Genomic DNA, 15,308 nt, shown 5'->3' on the forward strand with positions numbered 1-15,308 from the left:
AGGTTGAATTACATTTGTATGTTTGATTCACCCATAGAGTGGTTGATCGTTGTGGCGGTTATACTCCTGCTTTTTGGTAGCACTAAGAAGATCCCGGAATTCGCCAGGAACCTTGGAAAAGCGACAGGCGAATTCAAGCGCGGGCAGATGGAGCTTGAGAATGAAATCAAGAAAGCCATGAATCCGGCGCCGGCAGCTGCTGATGCCAACAAAGCCATAGATTATACCGAGATAGCACGCAACCTTGGAATCGATCCTGCAAACAAGACCCACGAACAGCTCACAAAGGAAATCGCTGAGAAACTGAAGCTCAATGATCAATGACAGACGAAGAATTCCTGCCAATTATCTTTAAGAATATAGATGAGTTGCGTTTTCGCCTAGTCCGTATTCTTGAAGTGTTTGGATTCTTCTTCATATTCTTCCTGATTTTTTCCATAACCAGGGTGACACTATTTGGTGTGTCATTCCCATTCATCACGTTCGATGTTTACCATAATATTCCTGCCCAGTTCCTGAAACTTCTGGAAGCACACATAATACCCAGCGGGACCCAGCTGCTTGTATTGAAGCCGACAGACGGGGTCTCAGCAAACATATACACAGCGCTGTTCCTTTCCCTCATATTCGCCATGCCCAATATCGTATATCAGATAGGCAAGTTCATCGGCCCTGCACTTAAGAAGAGCGAGAAGGAACTCATAAGAGTCATAACTGTGCCAGCAAGCCTTCTATTTGCAGCAGGCGCATTCATGGGCCTCTGGTTCGTGGCTCCGGAACTCTTCACCATATTTCACAATTTCAATATTGGTCTTGGAGCCGAATCCACCATGGGAGTAATGAGCTTCGTATCTTTCCTTCTTCTGTATGTGGTGAGCTTTGGGGTAGCGTTTGAGATTCCAGTGTTCATGTATGGGCTTACAAGATCAGGCATGGTTCAGGCCGAAACCTGGTACAAGTACTGGAGGTACGCAATCGTTGGATCATTGATTTTCGGAATGATCTTCTCCCCTGGTGTGCTTGGGTTCACAATGATGGTGATGTCACTTCCCATGATTGCACTGTATTTTGCAGGTGCCTATTTCGCCATGAGGTACCAGAAAAAATACGGCCAGAAGGAATCAAATACTGTTACGGAAGCGCTCTAATTCAGTCATGGTCAGGCAGCTGGGTGAATAGATCCTGAAGAATAGTGAATCTATTGCTTGCCTGTACTGGCCTACGCGCTCCGCTGGCTTAAGCATGCTCACAAGCCTTGTCTCCATCTTCCTGCAGTAATTTTCTGCATCTCTGATGAAATTCCTGGAATCTAAGATTGCTGTTATCATTCCGAACGACTGAGCCTCCTGGATTCCAAATATTGCTCCTGATTTAACTGCGGCAAAGAGCCCCCCGGGATACTTGTCAGGTATTTCAGGAACAAAACCCGTGAGCGAAGGGATTCCGAACTTAATTTCTGGCATTCCGAAGTGCGATCTCCCGGTGCTGATTATAAAATCAGAACACAATGCGATCTCCAGCCCCAGGCCAAGAGCGTAGCCGTTTATGGCGGATATGACAGGCCGATCATTCCTCAGTATTATCCTTGCGATTGAAGTTCCAAGTGAATAGGCTTCCTCCAGATGCATCTTATCGGAGATCTTGGTGCAGGATGCTGAATAGCCAACAGAAAATGCCCTTTCACCACTTCCTGTGATCATTATGGGATTGCTGTTTCCTGAAAGTGCTTCGGTCAGCGCCATCAGCATATCCCTGAGACCTTCGTTGGTGAGGCTGTTGTTCACCCCGTTTGAAATTGTGACAACATTGAGATCATCCTCCTTCTTCAAATTCACAAGTGGGACTCTCTCCAGAGACATGAATGCAAATATGCAGGACTTGATTTAAAAATTGACCTCACATGTAGCGAAATTTCTTCAATACATTGTGAGATTATACTTCCTGTCCATAGCCTGGTAATCTTCCAGGGATTTGATTTTCAGAAGATCTGTGAGTGTTTGCATGGCCCTGGAGTAACTGTCGTCGTAAATCTCCCTTCCAAGGATCAGGCGTTTCTGCGCTGGATCATACATGACCTGTTCACCGTGCTTCTTAAGGCAGTGGATGCATTCCGCTGCAGACTCCTCGTTCTCCTCAATGTGGGAAAAGCAATCGTCAAACCTTGCAGTCATAGATCATCGCACCTCTTCATGTCAAATTCGGGATACCTTACATTGTACCGATCAATGGAAAGCTGCAGCAGGTAGAACAGCGAAGGCAGATAACCATGTTCACCTGTGTGCCTTTCCAGAAGGTTTTCAAGGCCATGGATTCCTCCGCTAATGGATTTGAACTGCTCCAATGTTATACGGGATCTGAGGAGGCTGTCAAGAGCATTCAGAAACTCCAGGTATTCCTGCAGTTCCGGTCTGCTTCTCCGCTTCAGGATAATTCCAAGATTCTTTATGCGCCTCTGGATCACCTTCTCCGCATCTCCGATATCTCCGTATATTATTGCACTCTTGATTATTTCCATATCGCTGTCTATGGACATTTTAATCACCCGAACAATCCGTTTGCCATGCTTATGAGGGATGGCCACCATATGACCACCACTGAAAGGGCCACTGTTATGAATGCAGAAGCATATATTGGTACCCTGGTTGAAGTCGACATATCAAATGACTCTCCGGGAATGGGATCCTTCCCAAACATATACAGAATGATCCTGAAATAATAGAAAACAGAAATTGCGCTGTTCAGTATGGCGATTATGGCAAGCCACCAGAGATTTCCCTCTATGAGTGACAGGAAAAGGAGATACTTGGCAAAGAACCCTCCAGTTATTGGGACTCCTGCCAGTGCAAGGAGCATCACTGCGAAACTCACAGCAGTTGCAGGTGATTTCTTGGCCAGGCCAGAAACGTCGCTGATCATAACATTGTCTTTCTTGATCAGATTCAGTGTTATGAAAGCTCCACCCTTCATGAACACGTAAACTAGAGCATAGAACATCCCTGCCGCAACTGCCACATCAACAACTGCAGAATTTGTGTTTCCTACAAAGCCCACCACTGCAAGCACAAGTATCAGATACCCTGCCTGCGCTATGCTGGAATATGCCAGGAGCCTTTTCAGGTTGTTCTGTGAGAGGGCTGCAACGTTGCCGTATGTCATTGTCAGTATGGAAAGTATGATGAAGAGATATGAAACATCCCTGAAATCCGAGGAGAAACCCACAAGGAAAATCTTCAGTATTACCAGAAAAGCCAGGACCTTGCTTCCAGCAGCAAGATACGCAGAGATGGAATTTTCTGTGCCATCATAGGCATCAAGTGCCCACTGATGCATGGGAAATATTGCCAGCTTAAATCCGAACCCGATTATGAGGAACACAAGTGAAATGAGGAGTTCCGGCGAAGGTGAAGCTGATTTCAGTACCTGGAGATTAAATGTTCCGGTCTGAAGAAAGAAGAATGAAGCACCGAAAAGTATGAATGCAGTTGCGATTGTTCCAGTGAAGAAGTACTTGATTGTGCCTTCCAGGTTACGCCTGGATTTGCCAAAGCTTGCCAGAACATACGTTCCTATACTGACTGATTCGAATGCCACGAAAAGCGTGATTATGTTATAGCTGAACGCAGCAAATATCATGCCAACTGAAACAAAGAGCAGGGTTGCGTAGAATACTTCACTCTTTGATTTAATTGACCTTGTTGCCGGATATGAAATGAGCATTCCAGAAAGCAGCATGACTATGGCGAAGTATATGCCGAAGTCTGAGTACTGGAAAGTGCCATTAAAGAGGGATTTTCCAACAGGTGAAAGGAAAAATACCATGATTGCGGATATTCCCAGGGCTCCGAATGAGATCCATGAGATTATACGCTTCTCGATTCTGAATGTTCCAAGGGCAAGGATTATGAAGCCCACAAGCCCAAGGAATATCTCAGGCGTGAATGTTACAAGAGCCTGTGCTCCACTCAGTGAAATTATTGCAGCTGTCATTAGATTATTCCTCCAACATAGGATACTAGTATGCCATAGATCAGATTCGGAACTATTCCAAGAATGAATATGGCTGCGAACGTCCCAATAAGTATGGCAAATCTTGATGGCGTCAAGTCGGCGATCTTGCCGAGATTCTCATTATAGGGTCCGTAAAGCGATCTCTGCGCTGCCCATATGTGATAGGATGCAGTAACTATCATTCCAAGTATCACCAGCAGTATGAGCCAGCCGATTGCTGCAAAAGACCCCACAAGAATTGAGAACTCACCGATAAATCCTGCCAATCCTGGAAGGCCAAGGGATGCAAGCAGTCCAGCAAGAAGGAATGTGCTGAGCATTGGCACTTCACGGTAAATGCCACCAAGACCGTAGGTTGTTTCCTTTCCTGTACTGATCTTTATGAAATACAGCGCCGTGAATATCATGGCCATGATGAGCCCATGAGCCACTATCTGGAACATGCCACCAGCCAGCTCAAGGCTGGCGGTATATTTTGTGCCCTCCAGAAGGCCTGCTCCGAATGAAAGTGTGACAAAGCCCATTGCTCCCGCACTGGCGAATGCCATCATGCGCTTGAGGTTCTTCTGGATCAGCGCTGTGAATGAGAAATAAAGGAGGCTGATGATGCCCAGGGCAACCAGAAGCTGCAGTATACCGGTTCCAAGTGAGCTGTATATTGGCATGAGTATCCCGAACAGCCCGTAACCACCCATCAGGGATAAACCACCTGCAAGTATAACTGTGCCCGGATACGGGGATGTCTCATACGTATCAGGAAGCCAGGAGTGAAGAGGGAAAGATGGCATCTTCACCAGAAATGCGAAGAGGAAACCGAAAAATGCGAAATACCTGAGAGCAGTTGGAATCATGTCAATGTACTTCGACTGCATTAGCGCGCCTATCTCGAAGGTGAACACTCCCGTTGCATCATAGTGATATGCGTATACTGTGAATATGGCAAGGAGAAGAAACACTGAACCTATGTGTGTATACACGAAGAACTTCAGTGAAACATGATCCTTGTTTCTTCCCCCGTATTGCGCAACCATGAAGTATACAGGTATGAGCACGACTTCCCAGAATATATAGAAAAACAGGAAGTCTCTGGAAATAAGTATTCCGTAGAGCCCAACCTCGGTTATCATGATGTATGAATACATTGTCTGGGTGAATTCATGCTTCCCTGCTATGAAAGCCGCGATGAATATGACAATTCCGGAAAGTATGAGCAGAGCATCGGCAAAGCCACTCACTCCAATGGAGAACGCAATACCGATGGAAGGTGCAAGATTGTAAACACTCTCTGAACGGAATCCTCCAGACCCGTAACCCGTGCTGAATCTCAGTGTGCTGTATACTATTGTGGCAATAAGGAATATGGCAGTGGCGATGAGGGCATATTCACGCCTGCGATCCGTAAAGGCGAATGAAAACAATGAGGCAAGTACCATTATTATGAATAGTATGAGAATGAACAAGTTACATCAACCCCGCCAGAAGCATTATGATAAAAACAATGGAAATGCCTATTATCAGAACAACAAAGTAGTTCTCCACAACTCCGTCCTGCAGCTTCCTGAAGAATGACCCAAGACTCAATGTTCCTGCCCCTGTCCTGTCCACTGCGTTGTTGTACGCATTCTCAAATGTGGCAATTCCTCCTGATACAGGTGTTATGACTCTCTCGGCAATTATGTTGGTGAAAAGAGTGTCAAGGTAGAACTTGTTCTTCGCAAGCCTGTAAAGCCTGTTCTTGCTGAAATCCATGTGTCTCCACCTGTCTGTGCCGTAAAGAACATATGTCACGATAAGGCCTATGGCCAGGAGCGTGATGGGTATGGCTTCAATGTAAATTGGAACAGACGGAACAAAAGCTTCCGGAGTGATGAATTTATAGAAAGGAGTCTGTATGAGGCCAAGTAAAAGTGCCCCTGCGGCAAGGATGAACAGTGGTATGAGCGCCCAGACAGAGGGGTCCTTTGCATGCTCAGCCAGGTGTGACCTGGGCTTTCCCAGCGAGACACGGAAGAACATCCTGAACGTGTAAAGTGTGGTGAGAAGCGAGCCGGTAGCAAGGAATATCCATGGGATAAAACTCCAGGCTGTGCCATAATGCGCATAATAAAGCCAGGAGGCTGAAATTATAGAATCCTTGGAGAAGTAGCCAGCAGTTCCAGGAAATGCTATGAGTGCCAGCGACCCTATGAAGAGAAGGGTGACTGTCATGGGCATCTTTCTCCACAGACCTCCCATGTCCCTTGTGTCCCTGAGATCCATAAGGGCTATGAGTATGGCACCTGCTGCCATGAACAGAAGTGCCTTAAACACTGCGTGGACAACCAGATGGAACATTCCCAGAGGTACAGCAGCATAACCGAACAGTCCGCCAAGACCTATGGCTGCAAACATGTATCCTATCTGACTTATTGTTGAATATGCCAGGATACGTTTTATGTCATTTACAAATATTCCGATTATTCCAGCAAACACAGCAGTAAAGGCTCCAAGTATGGCCACTGAATAGAGTGCGAATGGTGCAGCTGCGTAAAATATGTTGAAGACCCTGGCAACAAGATAGACTCCGGCAGTAACCATTGTTGCTGCATGGATAAGAGCGGAAACCGTAGTTGGGCCTTCCATTGCATCCGGTATCCATACGTGAAGCGGGAACTGTGCGGATTTACCTGCTGCTCCTGCCAGAAACAGTACTGCAACAATACCAAGAGTGTTCTTTCCTATATAGGAAGCAATCAGACTGGCATTGTTGATAAGGAACGGTATGCTGAGAGGGCTGTTGCTGCCAAGACCTGGAAAACCAACCAGAGAATCGTAAAGAATTGCCATTCCAACAAGGAATAGCAGATCACCAACTCTTGTCACTATGAATGCCTTCTTGGCAGCAGCTGTGGCATTTGGCTTGAAAAACCAGAAGCCTATGAGAAGGTATGAACACAGTCCCACCAGTTCCCAGAACAGGAAGAATACAACCAGGTTAGAAGCCACCACAAGCCCCAGCATTCCCGCTGTGAACAGGGAAGTTTCCGCAAAATACACATGCTTATTGGGATCATTCTTCATGTAATACAGGGCAAATAGATGTATCATCAATGACACAAATGATACCATAAGTGCCATCATTATGGAGAGCCTGTCAATGAATATGCCAATGTCTATGTTGAAGAACCACAGGTAATGGTTGTATGCGTATTGCCCGGTAATAACATAAAGTTTTGAGCTGTTTGACACAACCGTTCCGGCATCAACGTAGAAAAATGTTATTATTGAGGCAACCAGTGCTCCGCCAACAGCAAGAGATGCTATGATCCCTGCCAGCGATTTATAACGCTTCCCAACTGCGAGAGCTATTGGGGCACCAATGAGAGGACTTAGAAATATGAACCAACCAGGCCAATACATGTTACCACTTTATCTCCTTCAGCAGGGAAATGGCAATCCTGCCGACCTTTTTATATGTGGCTGTGAGCAGACTGAGGCCCACAACTGATTCCACTGCGCCTATTGCAATGCCAAACAGCGCCATTATTAATGGATCAACTGATCCGTAGGCTATTGCTACGGCAACGAGATTGAGAATTGCAGAGTTAATGATTATCTCAAGGGAGATCAGCATCTTAATGCCGATGTTGGACGTCATCACCCCATAGAGGCCAATGACAAAGAGGATCAGGGAAAGCATGCTCACAAGAAGTATCTGCATTAATCTTCCCTCCCTGCTATATAGAACATGCCTATGATTCCGGCCACCAGAATGAGCGAAAGCAGTTCAAATGGTATAAGGTATTTTCCGAACAGCGTGGTTCCGATCTGGGCAATGTTCTGTGAAGATGGGGTGAAGTTGTACCTTATCCTTGCCACTTCAATTCCGAATACAACAAGGAACAGGGCAGCCGCAACTGCTGATAATTTGTTATTCAAGTTCCTTACCTCCGCTGAGCATCAGTGTAAATACGAGCAGTGTTACTACTGCGCCCACAAAGACTAGAAGCTCCACGGCCCCTATGATTGATCCACCAAGGAATATGAAGAGTGCGGAGAGCATTACCAGGAAGACCATCAGATAAACCGCAGAATGCGTAAGGTTCTTTTCTGCAACGGTCTTGAGCGCAAGTGGTATCAGGATAATGGCGAACAGTATGAGGACAATGGTGTAGATCACTTTATCACCTCGTCCTCGGGCAGTGAGAGCTCTTCAGGGGAATAAGTGAAACTGTTTCTTGTCCTGGCGAGTTCGAACGTATGCGTAAGGTAAATGGCATCAGTAGGACAGATCTCCTCACAATTGCGGCATACTGTGCAGGTGCCGAAGTTAACATCAGGATATATGTGCCTCTTGTTTCTTGGGTTATCACGGTTCACCTTCTGCATGGTTATGCTCTTGTTTGGACAGACCTGCTCGCAGAGGGTACACCCAACACAGTCATCAAGGCTCAGGAATATCCTGAACCTGAACCTGTCGGGGTAATCCGGCTTCTCTTCAGGATACTGCACCGTTACCGGCTTCTGGAAAACGTGTTTGCCCACAGTTACAACTGCCTTTATTGTGCCTATCAGCGGTATTTCCTTCTTTGGTTCTTTAACTTCTATCATAGCGACAACCCCAGAGTTAATATTCCTGCAATTACCAGGTTAATTATAGCTGCCGGCAACAGATACTTCCATCCCATATTGACAAACCTGTCTATCCTTATCCTTGGAACTGACAGCCAGATTGTGAATGAAAGTATGACCAAGACCATTGCCTTGATGAAGAGATATATGAATCCAGCATCGCCTGAAAATGGGCCATTGTATGCACCAAGATAAAGGAGGGACACTATCATTGAACCCAGGAAGATGCTTCCGAACATTCCCATGTAGAACATGCCGAACCTCATGCCGGAATACTCAATGGAATGGCCTGAGACAAGCTCACTGTCACTTTCACTCATATCAAAAGGAGAATAAGCTGCCCTTGCAATCATTGCAATGAAGAAAACACCAAGGCCGATCACCTGTGGTATACCATATGGAATGGACTGAACGGAAATAAGGTTCACCAGGTCGAGCGGCTGATTTGTCCTGGCTGATGCCATCATCACCAGGGCAAGCACAGAGATCATCATTGGAATTTCAAAGGATATATCCTTGGCAACCCCCCTCAGGGCTCCCAGCACGGCATATTTGTTCTTGGAACTCACGCCTGCCAGAACTTCCCCTACAGGCATAATGGCCAGTGCCGCGAAGAGAAGCAGGAGGGAAACATCGGAATGTGTAATGGTGAGTGACCCGATGTAATAGAAATCTCCATATGGAATGATGGCAAACGCCATTATGAGACCGAGGAAAACAACTATTGGTGCAATCTTGTAGGGCAGATCATCACGCCTGCTTGGGAGTATGCTTTCCTTTCCAACGAGCTTCAGGGCATCAGCTATGAGCTGCAGTGTGCCAGCTTTACCCACTCTGTTGGGACCTATCCTCAGCTGCACACGGGCCATGTATTTACGGAAGAGGTATATCATGACTATGAGCATGACCACTACGAAAATCAGCATGAACAGTGTTTCGAAGAAATAAGCCAGAATATAAGCAGGGTAATGCCCCAGTATTCCAAAGAATGCCGCCAACCTTTCCAGGACACTCATCTGTCCACCTCGCCGAACACGAGGTCAGTGGTACCTGAAATTGAGAAAAGATCAGCTATCATGACATCCTTGGCCAGATATGGAAGAACACTGAGATTCCTCATGGCAGGGCTCCTCACGTGGACCCTGTAGGGCTTGACACTTCCATCTGCTACAATATAGACGCCAAATTCACCCTTGGAGGATTCTGTCCTTGCATATGCCTCCCCCTCTCCCCTCAGCCTTATCATCAGGGATTTCTTTGCTTTGGGATTGAAATATGGGCCATCAGGTATCTTCTTGATGGCCTGCTTGATTATTCTTATGGACTGGCGCATCTCCTCAAACCTTACCAGAAATCTGGCAAGATTGTCTTTCTTGTATGATACCGGTATGTCAAAGTTCAGCTTATCGTAAACAAGGTATGGCTCAGCCTTCCTTACGTCATAATCCACGCCAGATGCCCTTAGCATTGGACCGGTCACCCCGTATTCTATTGCAACCTCAGGCTCAAGAATGCCCACTCCCTTGTTTCTTGATATGAATATGTCATTCTTCACGAATGTGCTGAAAATTTCCTCGAGCTTCTTGGGGAACTCCTCGGTGAACTGATCTATGTCGTAAATAATCTGGTCATCAATATCCTGGTAAACTCCACCAATGCTCATGTAATTTGTCTGCTGCCTTGAGCCGCTTACTGCGGTAAAAATTCTCAGTATCTTTTCCCGCTCTATGAAGCAGTAGAAGAATGGGGTTAGCATACCAAGGTCAAGGCCAAAAGCTCCAGCCCACACAAGATGGGCTGCGATCCTGTTGAGCTCTGCCATTATGACTCTTATCCACTGTGCCCTTTCAGGAGGCGGAATTCCAAGAACTTTCTCAGCAGCTTCCAGATAACCAAGCTCCATGTTCATTGCGCCAACATAATCCATCCTGTCAAAGTAAATTAGGGAATCGCAGTAATAATCCATCTCACAGAGTTTTTCAGCATTTCTGTGGAGATATCCTATAATGGGCTCAACGTCCTTGACTGTTTCTCCGTCAAGCTTTACTCTCAGCCTCAGTACACCATGAGTGGATGGATGCTGCGGACCGATGTTGAGCTCAACCCACTCCCTGGACTGATCTATCTTCTCCCCTTCAACAACCATTACCAACCATCTCCGGGATCAAAGGTTGCGTAATCATTGCCGTCTTCGTCCATGTTTATGTACTGTACCTTTGACAGGTCATAGTTCTTCCTGAGTGGGTGGCCAACCCAGGATTCTGGCAGGAACAGGCGCTTAAGGTTTGGATGGCCTTCAAAGACTATACCCAGCATGTCATACTGTTCACGCTCTTCCCAGTTGGCCGAAGCATACAGGGATGAAATACTGGGCATTCTTTCATCCGTAGTCTCTGTTCTGACAACTACGTACTCATTTTCCTTCATGTTGTGAAGGTGATAAACCACTTCCAGCCTGTCCTTGCGGTCAATGCCGGTAATCAGGGAAAGATGGTCGTAGCCCTTGCTCTTCAGGTCCTTTATCAGTTCAACAAGATTTTCCTTGGCGACCTTGAGATTTCTCCTTCCATCCTTTCCCCTGGTCTCCTCGATAATTTCAACCAACAATCATCACCTCTCCGCTTCGTTCCGTATCTTTTTCTGAAGCAGCATTATGCCGTATGTCAGCGCCTCAGGAGTTGGCGGGCATCCTGGAACATATACGTCAACTGGAACCACCCTGTCAACACCCAGGACCACGGAATATCCAAGATGATATGGCCCTCCCTGGATGACGCAGACTCCCATTGCTATAACGTACTTGGGGTAAGGCATCTCATCATAGATTCTCCTTAGCCTTGGCGCCATCTTTTTCGTGACAGTGCCTGATACTATCATCAGATCAGACTGCCGGGGTGAGTTTCTGAAAATTTCACTCCCAAACCTTGAAATATCCAGATTGGAAGCCTGTATTGCCATCATCTCTATGGCGCAGCATGCCAGTCCAAAAGTCAACGGCCAGAGCGAGTTGCTTCTGGCCCATTCCATGGCCTGATCAACTGTTGTTGTAAGTGCACCGCCTTCTCCACTCTTCACTTCTGCCACCTCATATATCCTTCCCTGAAAGCATAATAGACCACAAACAGTGGCATGGCCAGGAACAGGATTGTCTCAAGGAACGGGAATATTCCCAGTGCTTTGAAATCAAATGCCCACGGGAAAAGAAGGACCATATCCACATCAAAAAGTATGAAAAGAAGAATTATAACGTAATACTGAACGGTAACGAATTTGCCTATTTCTCCCCGGGCAACCTCGCCGGTTTCATACGGCTCCAGGTATGACCCATCTTTGGCGGGGGGTGAACGTTCAAGAACCAGATTCTGAATAATATCGTCCGGTTTCATGCTAAACTTCTTATTTGGCCTGTACCGGCTTTCCCCAAGTGTGGGAAGAAGCATAAACAGTCCGATCATCCCGAGAACCATTAGAACCAGGGTGATTAGCAATGGGATGTATCCGTCCAACATCCACTGAGTATCGTTAGACATTATTTAAGAATTGTTTAGCAGATCGAATTTCGGCTTATTTTACAAGGTGTACCGTCAATATTTTAATTTTTATATTTAATTTTGCTTCCCGGAAATATCCTTGAATATCCGGAAGGCAGTGGAAGGATCAAAAATCCCTTTGATGGTAGCCCTGAGACGGGGTATGAGATTCTTCTCGTTTATGTTATCTCCCTCAAGGAGTGCCACAATAACTTTCCGCAGTTCGCCATCGTCCAAGACTTTCATCTCTGGAGAAACCAGTATGGAGTCAATGTGCATGGATTGCACTATGAGGAGATCCAGGGCACGCTCATATTCCTCCTTCATGGCATTTCTTCCAGCAAGGGCAGTGAGCAGCTTCCTAACGTCTGCCATGTTAATATCTTTGCTTGCCTTCTTCTCAAGATCAGGTATAACCTGAAGGAGCAGCCTTGCAGCCAGTTTTCCGTTGTTAAGAACAGAGGCGTAGTCCTCAATCACGCCGGAAAGATTGTTCACTATTATTGATGAGGCTTCCTGCCTGGATATTCCATATTTCCTGCAAAATTCGGCAATAAGCTCCTCCCTGGTCTTTGGAACAATCTCCCGCGATCGCCTGACCAGTTCCTGTGTTATTGGATAATTGGGGATATCTGTTTCCGGATACATCCTTTCACCGCCAGGAAGCGGCCTGAGGTAATGCGTTTCGCCCTGGGCATCCGCATATCTGGTCTCCGACAGATCAAGCCTGAGTATTTTTGAAATCCGCGAATTCATTTCCCTTCCTATGATGCCCATATGAGCCTCATCCGATACTATGATGAAAAAACCGTCAGCTGCCCGGGGTTTAAGCATATCTTTCAATGACTTCACTTCATCCTTAACCCCGTAGCCGGGAAGCTCGTCGGAGTGCATTATACCGCCAGAACCGTATAGCTTTGCAACATCGGCAAGTTCTCTTCCCAGTCTGTATGCGCCATTCTTGAGATAGCCATTCAGTCCGGGAAGCAGGGAGGCATAAACCTTCATTCCAGCATCAAGGGATTTCCTTATGACCTTGGATCCGGTTTCAGCAAACAGATGGGTAACATCCGTGAACTCGATCCCATTTTCCCAGTTGTTTCCCAGTCTGTCTGCGATCTCCTTCAGTGACGCCTGTCTCTCCTTTTCATAGAGAAGGCAATCCCTTATTACTGAAAGCTTAGGCACGCCCTTTATTTCAACCCGCCCGTAACCCATGGAGAAATTCACGTCCTGCCTTATTGATTCAGGAGCCCTGCGCGACCATCCTGAGAGGAGTATGATGTCACCAATCTGCTTTGCTACCTCAACGGCGTGTTCACCGTCCACGATATCAGGTTCAGTGGCAATCTCCAGCAATGGAATTCCAAGCCTGTCAAGTGAGTAAGATACCTCAGCCGATGCGTCTGAAATCTTTCTTGCTGAATCCTCCTCCAGGCATATTGTGCTGATCCGTACTCTTCCACGTGTTGTGTCGACCCAGCCTCCGAAAGATATTATGGCTGTTCTCTGGAAGCCGGACGTGTTGGAACCGTCAACAACGATCTTTCTCATGTACTCAAGCACATCCACAGTCCTGCAGTTGAGTGCGTGTGAAACTGCCAGGCCTTTCAGAAGAGCCTCCGAGTTAACATCGTGCGGAGGTTCCTCATCATATTCAACCAGGCAACTGTTGTCAGATATCTCATACTCAAATACTCTGCTGCGGCCTTTCTCATATACTGCAGCCGGGTCATAATTCCCCATTTCCCCAGTGGAGAGGGATAGCTTCCTGTAAATTGACCCGTAACTGGTCCCATCACTTTCTGTGGGGCATTCACAGAAGAGTTTCCGGCCCCCGAGCTGCACATGAATCTCCAGGCCTATCTTCACCGGTGCGGTCATATGGGCTCATCCCCCAGTCCATCCCTCAAATTGAACTCCCCGCGCATGTTCTGAAGGAATAGACCCGTGAAATCTTCCTCTGGATAATTGCCAAGAAGGTGCATGCTCTTCACCATGGCCACCTCAGGAAGCATTGACCCGGCAGGGATTACCCCAATGGACTGAAGTTCCCTTCCAGTTGAGTAGACATTCATGTCAACCATTCCGTTTATGCACTGTGATGTCATTATGACCTTAACTCCGCTATTCACTGCATCTTTAATTATGCCGTAGAACCTGCTTCCCACATGGCCAAGCCCTGTTCCCATTATTACTGCTGCCCGCCTGCCATTTAGAATCTGTCCCAGATCGTCCGGTTCCAGAGACGGGTGGAAATACACCATGGAAACTTTACGCTCAAGTTTGTCCATCAGTACGTTCCCTTCTGATGCTGGTCTCGGGGTCTCGTTGAATCTGGCGGTCCCAGATGAATAAACTGCCATGGGTCTCCCCCCAAGGGTACGAAAAGCGTCCCTTCTTGAGGTATGCATCTTCCTGACCCTGACTGCCCGATGCAGTGCAGCTTCATGATCCGAGATGTTTCTGTGCATCACAACGCCCACTTCTCCCATTGGGGCTCTTGAGAACTCAAGTGCAGCCTCGAGGTTTAGAAATGCATCGCTGCTTGGCCGGTCTGAGCTCCTCTGGGATCCCACGAAAAGGATGGGTCCGGTCTGCTCCTGAAACATGAAAGACAGGGCTGATGCAGTATACGACATTGTGTCTGTGCCATGCAGCACTATGGTGCGTCCATTCCTTTCAAGAAGTTTCAGTGACCTGTGAGCAATTTCCACCCAGTCAGATGGTGTAAGATTCTCACTCAGGACCGGATCCATGAGATCCATATCCAGCGAAAACTCCCTGATATTTGACACACTGTCCTCCAGAAATTCAGGATCCAGCACTGGCTTTACTGCGCCCGTCACGTAGTCCACCCTGCTTGCTATTGTGCCACCTGTCGCAAGAAAGCCGACTTTTTTGCCACCATCAGGTTTCCCCTTTCGTGTTTCTGTGGTCATGATTTTTCTTGTTCCCCTCAATTCAACATCGCCCATTGAATCGACCGGAATTGTCATGTTGTAGCCACTGCTGAGTTTCACGTTCACCAGACCGTTACTGTAACTTATCACAATCCCATCAAACTGGGTTTGCTTGTACTTGAACCGTAAAATTGTTCCCTCAACAAGATCCTTCAATGTGCTGCATCCCTTGCTTAGTATCATGATCTGTGCTTAA

General features: G+C 46.8%; 19 protein-coding genes. 2 read left to right on the top strand and 17 right to left on the bottom strand.

Annotation, left to right across the window (positions count from 1 at the left end; translation table 11 throughout):
- Nucleotides 1-18 precede the first annotated feature (18 nt).
- The gene (tatA, locus tag RE469_02115) at nt 19-324 is read left to right on the top strand and encodes a twin-arginine translocase TatA/TatE family subunit (GenBank protein ID WMT45004.1); all 306 of its coding nucleotides are present in this window, start codon (nt 19-21) and stop codon (nt 322-324) included.
- Entirely contained in the window at nt 321-1,148 is an 828-nt protein-coding gene (locus RE469_02120) for a twin-arginine translocase subunit TatC (GenBank protein WMT45005.1), read from the top strand. The genes tatA and RE469_02120 overlap by 4 nt, the downstream gene beginning before the upstream one ends.
- Here the strand turns inward: RE469_02120 and RE469_02125 are convergent.
- The 17 genes from RE469_02125 to gatD form a co-directional block, all read right to left on the bottom strand.
- On the bottom strand, nt 1,122-1,859 hold the full coding sequence (locus tag RE469_02125; GenBank protein WMT45006.1) for an enoyl-CoA hydratase/isomerase family protein: 738 nt from the start codon (nt 1,857-1,859) through the stop codon (nt 1,122-1,124). The genes RE469_02120 and RE469_02125 overlap by 27 nt on opposite strands.
- Nucleotides 1,860-1,916: 57 nt before the next feature.
- Nucleotides 1,917-2,171 (bottom strand): hypothetical protein, encoded by a 255-nt coding sequence (locus RE469_02130; GenBank protein WMT45007.1) that lies wholly within the window; start codon nt 2,169-2,171, stop codon nt 1,917-1,919.
- Nucleotides 2,168-2,533, bottom strand: a complete 366-nt coding sequence (locus RE469_02135; GenBank protein ID WMT45008.1) for a hypothetical protein — start codon at nt 2,531-2,533, stop codon at nt 2,168-2,170. The genes RE469_02130 and RE469_02135 overlap by 4 nt, the downstream gene beginning before the upstream one ends.
- A 5-nt stretch (nt 2,534-2,538) precedes the next feature.
- A complete protein-coding gene (gene nuoN, locus RE469_02140; protein WMT45009.1) occupies nt 2,539-3,987 on the bottom strand; it encodes an NADH-quinone oxidoreductase subunit NuoN in 1,449 nt (482 codons plus the stop codon).
- Nucleotides 3,987-5,468, bottom strand: coding sequence for an NADH-quinone oxidoreductase subunit M (locus RE469_02145; protein WMT45010.1), 1,482 nt, complete (start codon nt 5,466-5,468; stop codon nt 3,987-3,989). The genes nuoN and RE469_02145 overlap by 1 nt, the downstream gene beginning before the upstream one ends.
- Nucleotide 5,469: 1 nt before the next feature.
- Nucleotides 5,470-7,407: an NADH-quinone oxidoreductase subunit L gene (locus tag RE469_02150; protein ID WMT45011.1), complete on the bottom strand. Its 1,938-nt coding sequence runs from the start codon at nt 7,405-7,407 to the stop codon at nt 5,470-5,472.
- A 1-nt stretch (nt 7,408) separates the two neighbouring features.
- Nucleotides 7,409-7,708 (bottom strand): NADH-quinone oxidoreductase subunit NuoK, encoded by a 300-nt coding sequence (gene nuoK / locus RE469_02155; protein WMT45012.1) that lies wholly within the window; start codon nt 7,706-7,708, stop codon nt 7,409-7,411.
- A complete protein-coding gene (locus RE469_02160; protein ID WMT45013.1) occupies nt 7,708-7,926 on the bottom strand; it encodes an NADH-quinone oxidoreductase subunit J in 219 nt (72 codons plus the stop codon). Before RE469_02160 ends, nuoK begins: the two co-directional genes overlap by 1 nt.
- Entirely contained in the window at nt 7,919-8,167 is a 249-nt protein-coding gene (locus RE469_02165; GenBank protein WMT45014.1) for an NADH-quinone oxidoreductase subunit J, read from the bottom strand. The genes RE469_02160 and RE469_02165 overlap by 8 nt, the downstream gene beginning before the upstream one ends.
- Nucleotides 8,164-8,598: an NADH-quinone oxidoreductase subunit NuoI gene (nuoI, locus tag RE469_02170; GenBank protein ID WMT45015.1), complete on the bottom strand. Its 435-nt coding sequence runs from the start codon at nt 8,596-8,598 to the stop codon at nt 8,164-8,166. Before nuoI ends, RE469_02165 begins: the two co-directional genes overlap by 4 nt.
- On the bottom strand, nt 8,595-9,635 hold the full coding sequence (gene nuoH / locus RE469_02175) for an NADH-quinone oxidoreductase subunit NuoH (GenBank protein ID WMT45016.1): 1,041 nt from the start codon (nt 9,633-9,635) through the stop codon (nt 8,595-8,597). The genes nuoI and nuoH overlap by 4 nt, the downstream gene beginning before the upstream one ends.
- Nucleotides 9,632-10,765, bottom strand: a complete 1,134-nt coding sequence (locus RE469_02180; protein WMT45017.1) for an NADH-quinone oxidoreductase subunit D — start codon at nt 10,763-10,765, stop codon at nt 9,632-9,634. The genes nuoH and RE469_02180 overlap by 4 nt, the downstream gene beginning before the upstream one ends.
- Entirely contained in the window at nt 10,765-11,223 is a 459-nt protein-coding gene (locus tag RE469_02185) for an NADH-quinone oxidoreductase subunit C (protein WMT45018.1), read from the bottom strand. Before RE469_02185 ends, RE469_02180 begins: the two co-directional genes overlap by 1 nt.
- Before the next feature lie 6 nt (nt 11,224-11,229).
- Nucleotides 11,230-11,694 (bottom strand): NADH-quinone oxidoreductase subunit B, encoded by a 465-nt coding sequence (locus tag RE469_02190; GenBank protein ID WMT45019.1) that lies wholly within the window; start codon nt 11,692-11,694, stop codon nt 11,230-11,232.
- Nucleotides 11,691-12,128, bottom strand: coding sequence for an NADH-quinone oxidoreductase subunit A (ndhC, locus tag RE469_02195; GenBank protein WMT45020.1), 438 nt, complete (start codon nt 12,126-12,128; stop codon nt 11,691-11,693). The genes RE469_02190 and ndhC overlap by 4 nt, the downstream gene beginning before the upstream one ends.
- A gap of 96 nt (nt 12,129-12,224) precedes the next feature.
- Complete coding sequence (gene gatE, locus RE469_02200) at nt 12,225-14,033, bottom strand: Glu-tRNA(Gln) amidotransferase subunit GatE (protein ID WMT45021.1); 1,809 nt, start codon at nt 14,031-14,033, stop codon at nt 12,225-12,227.
- A complete protein-coding gene (gatD, locus tag RE469_02205; protein ID WMT45022.1) occupies nt 14,030-15,268 on the bottom strand; it encodes a Glu-tRNA(Gln) amidotransferase subunit GatD in 1,239 nt (412 codons plus the stop codon). Before gatD ends, gatE begins: the two co-directional genes overlap by 4 nt.
- Between the last annotated feature and the right edge of the window lie 40 nt (nt 15,269-15,308).

It is taken from the genome of Cuniculiplasma divulgatum, from assembly GCA_031200235.1.
Taxonomy (GTDB): domain Archaea; phylum Thermoplasmatota; class Thermoplasmata; order Thermoplasmatales; family Thermoplasmataceae; genus UBA509.

Bases quoted from the DNA above. Each gene is read 5' to 3' on its own strand.
- tatA (WMT45004.1), top strand. From the start codon at position 19: ATGTTTGATTCACCCATAGAGTGGTTGATCGTTGTGGCGGTTATACTC.
- RE469_02120 (WMT45005.1), top strand. From the start codon at position 321: ATGACAGACGAAGAATTCCTGCCAATTATCTTTAAGAATATAGATGAG.
- RE469_02125 (WMT45006.1), bottom strand. From the start codon at position 1,859: ATGTCTCTGGAGAGAGTCCCACTTGTGAATTTGAAGAAGGAGGATGAT.
- RE469_02130 (WMT45007.1), bottom strand. From the start codon at position 2,171: ATGACTGCAAGGTTTGACGATTGCTTTTCCCACATTGAGGAGAACGAG.
- RE469_02135 (WMT45008.1), bottom strand. From the start codon at position 2,533: ATGTCCATAGACAGCGATATGGAAATAATCAAGAGTGCAATAATATAC.
- nuoN (WMT45009.1), bottom strand. From the start codon at position 3,987: ATGACAGCTGCAATAATTTCACTGAGTGGAGCACAGGCTCTTGTAACA.
- RE469_02150 (WMT45011.1), bottom strand. From the start codon at position 7,407: ATGTATTGGCCTGGTTGGTTCATATTTCTAAGTCCTCTCATTGGTGCC.
- nuoK (WMT45012.1), bottom strand. From the start codon at position 7,708: ATGCAGATACTTCTTGTGAGCATGCTTTCCCTGATCCTCTTTGTCATT.
- nuoI (WMT45015.1), bottom strand. From the start codon at position 8,598: ATGATAGAAGTTAAAGAACCAAAGAAGGAAATACCGCTGATAGGCACA.
- nuoH (WMT45016.1), bottom strand. From the start codon at position 9,635: ATGAGTGTCCTGGAAAGGTTGGCGGCATTCTTTGGAATACTGGGGCAT.
- RE469_02180 (WMT45017.1), bottom strand. From the start codon at position 10,765: ATGGTTGTTGAAGGGGAGAAGATAGATCAGTCCAGGGAGTGGGTTGAG.
- ndhC (WMT45020.1), bottom strand. From the start codon at position 12,128: ATGTTGGACGGATACATCCCATTGCTAATCACCCTGGTTCTAATGGTT.
- gatE (WMT45021.1), bottom strand. From the start codon at position 14,033: ATGACCGCACCGGTGAAGATAGGCCTGGAGATTCATGTGCAGCTCGGG.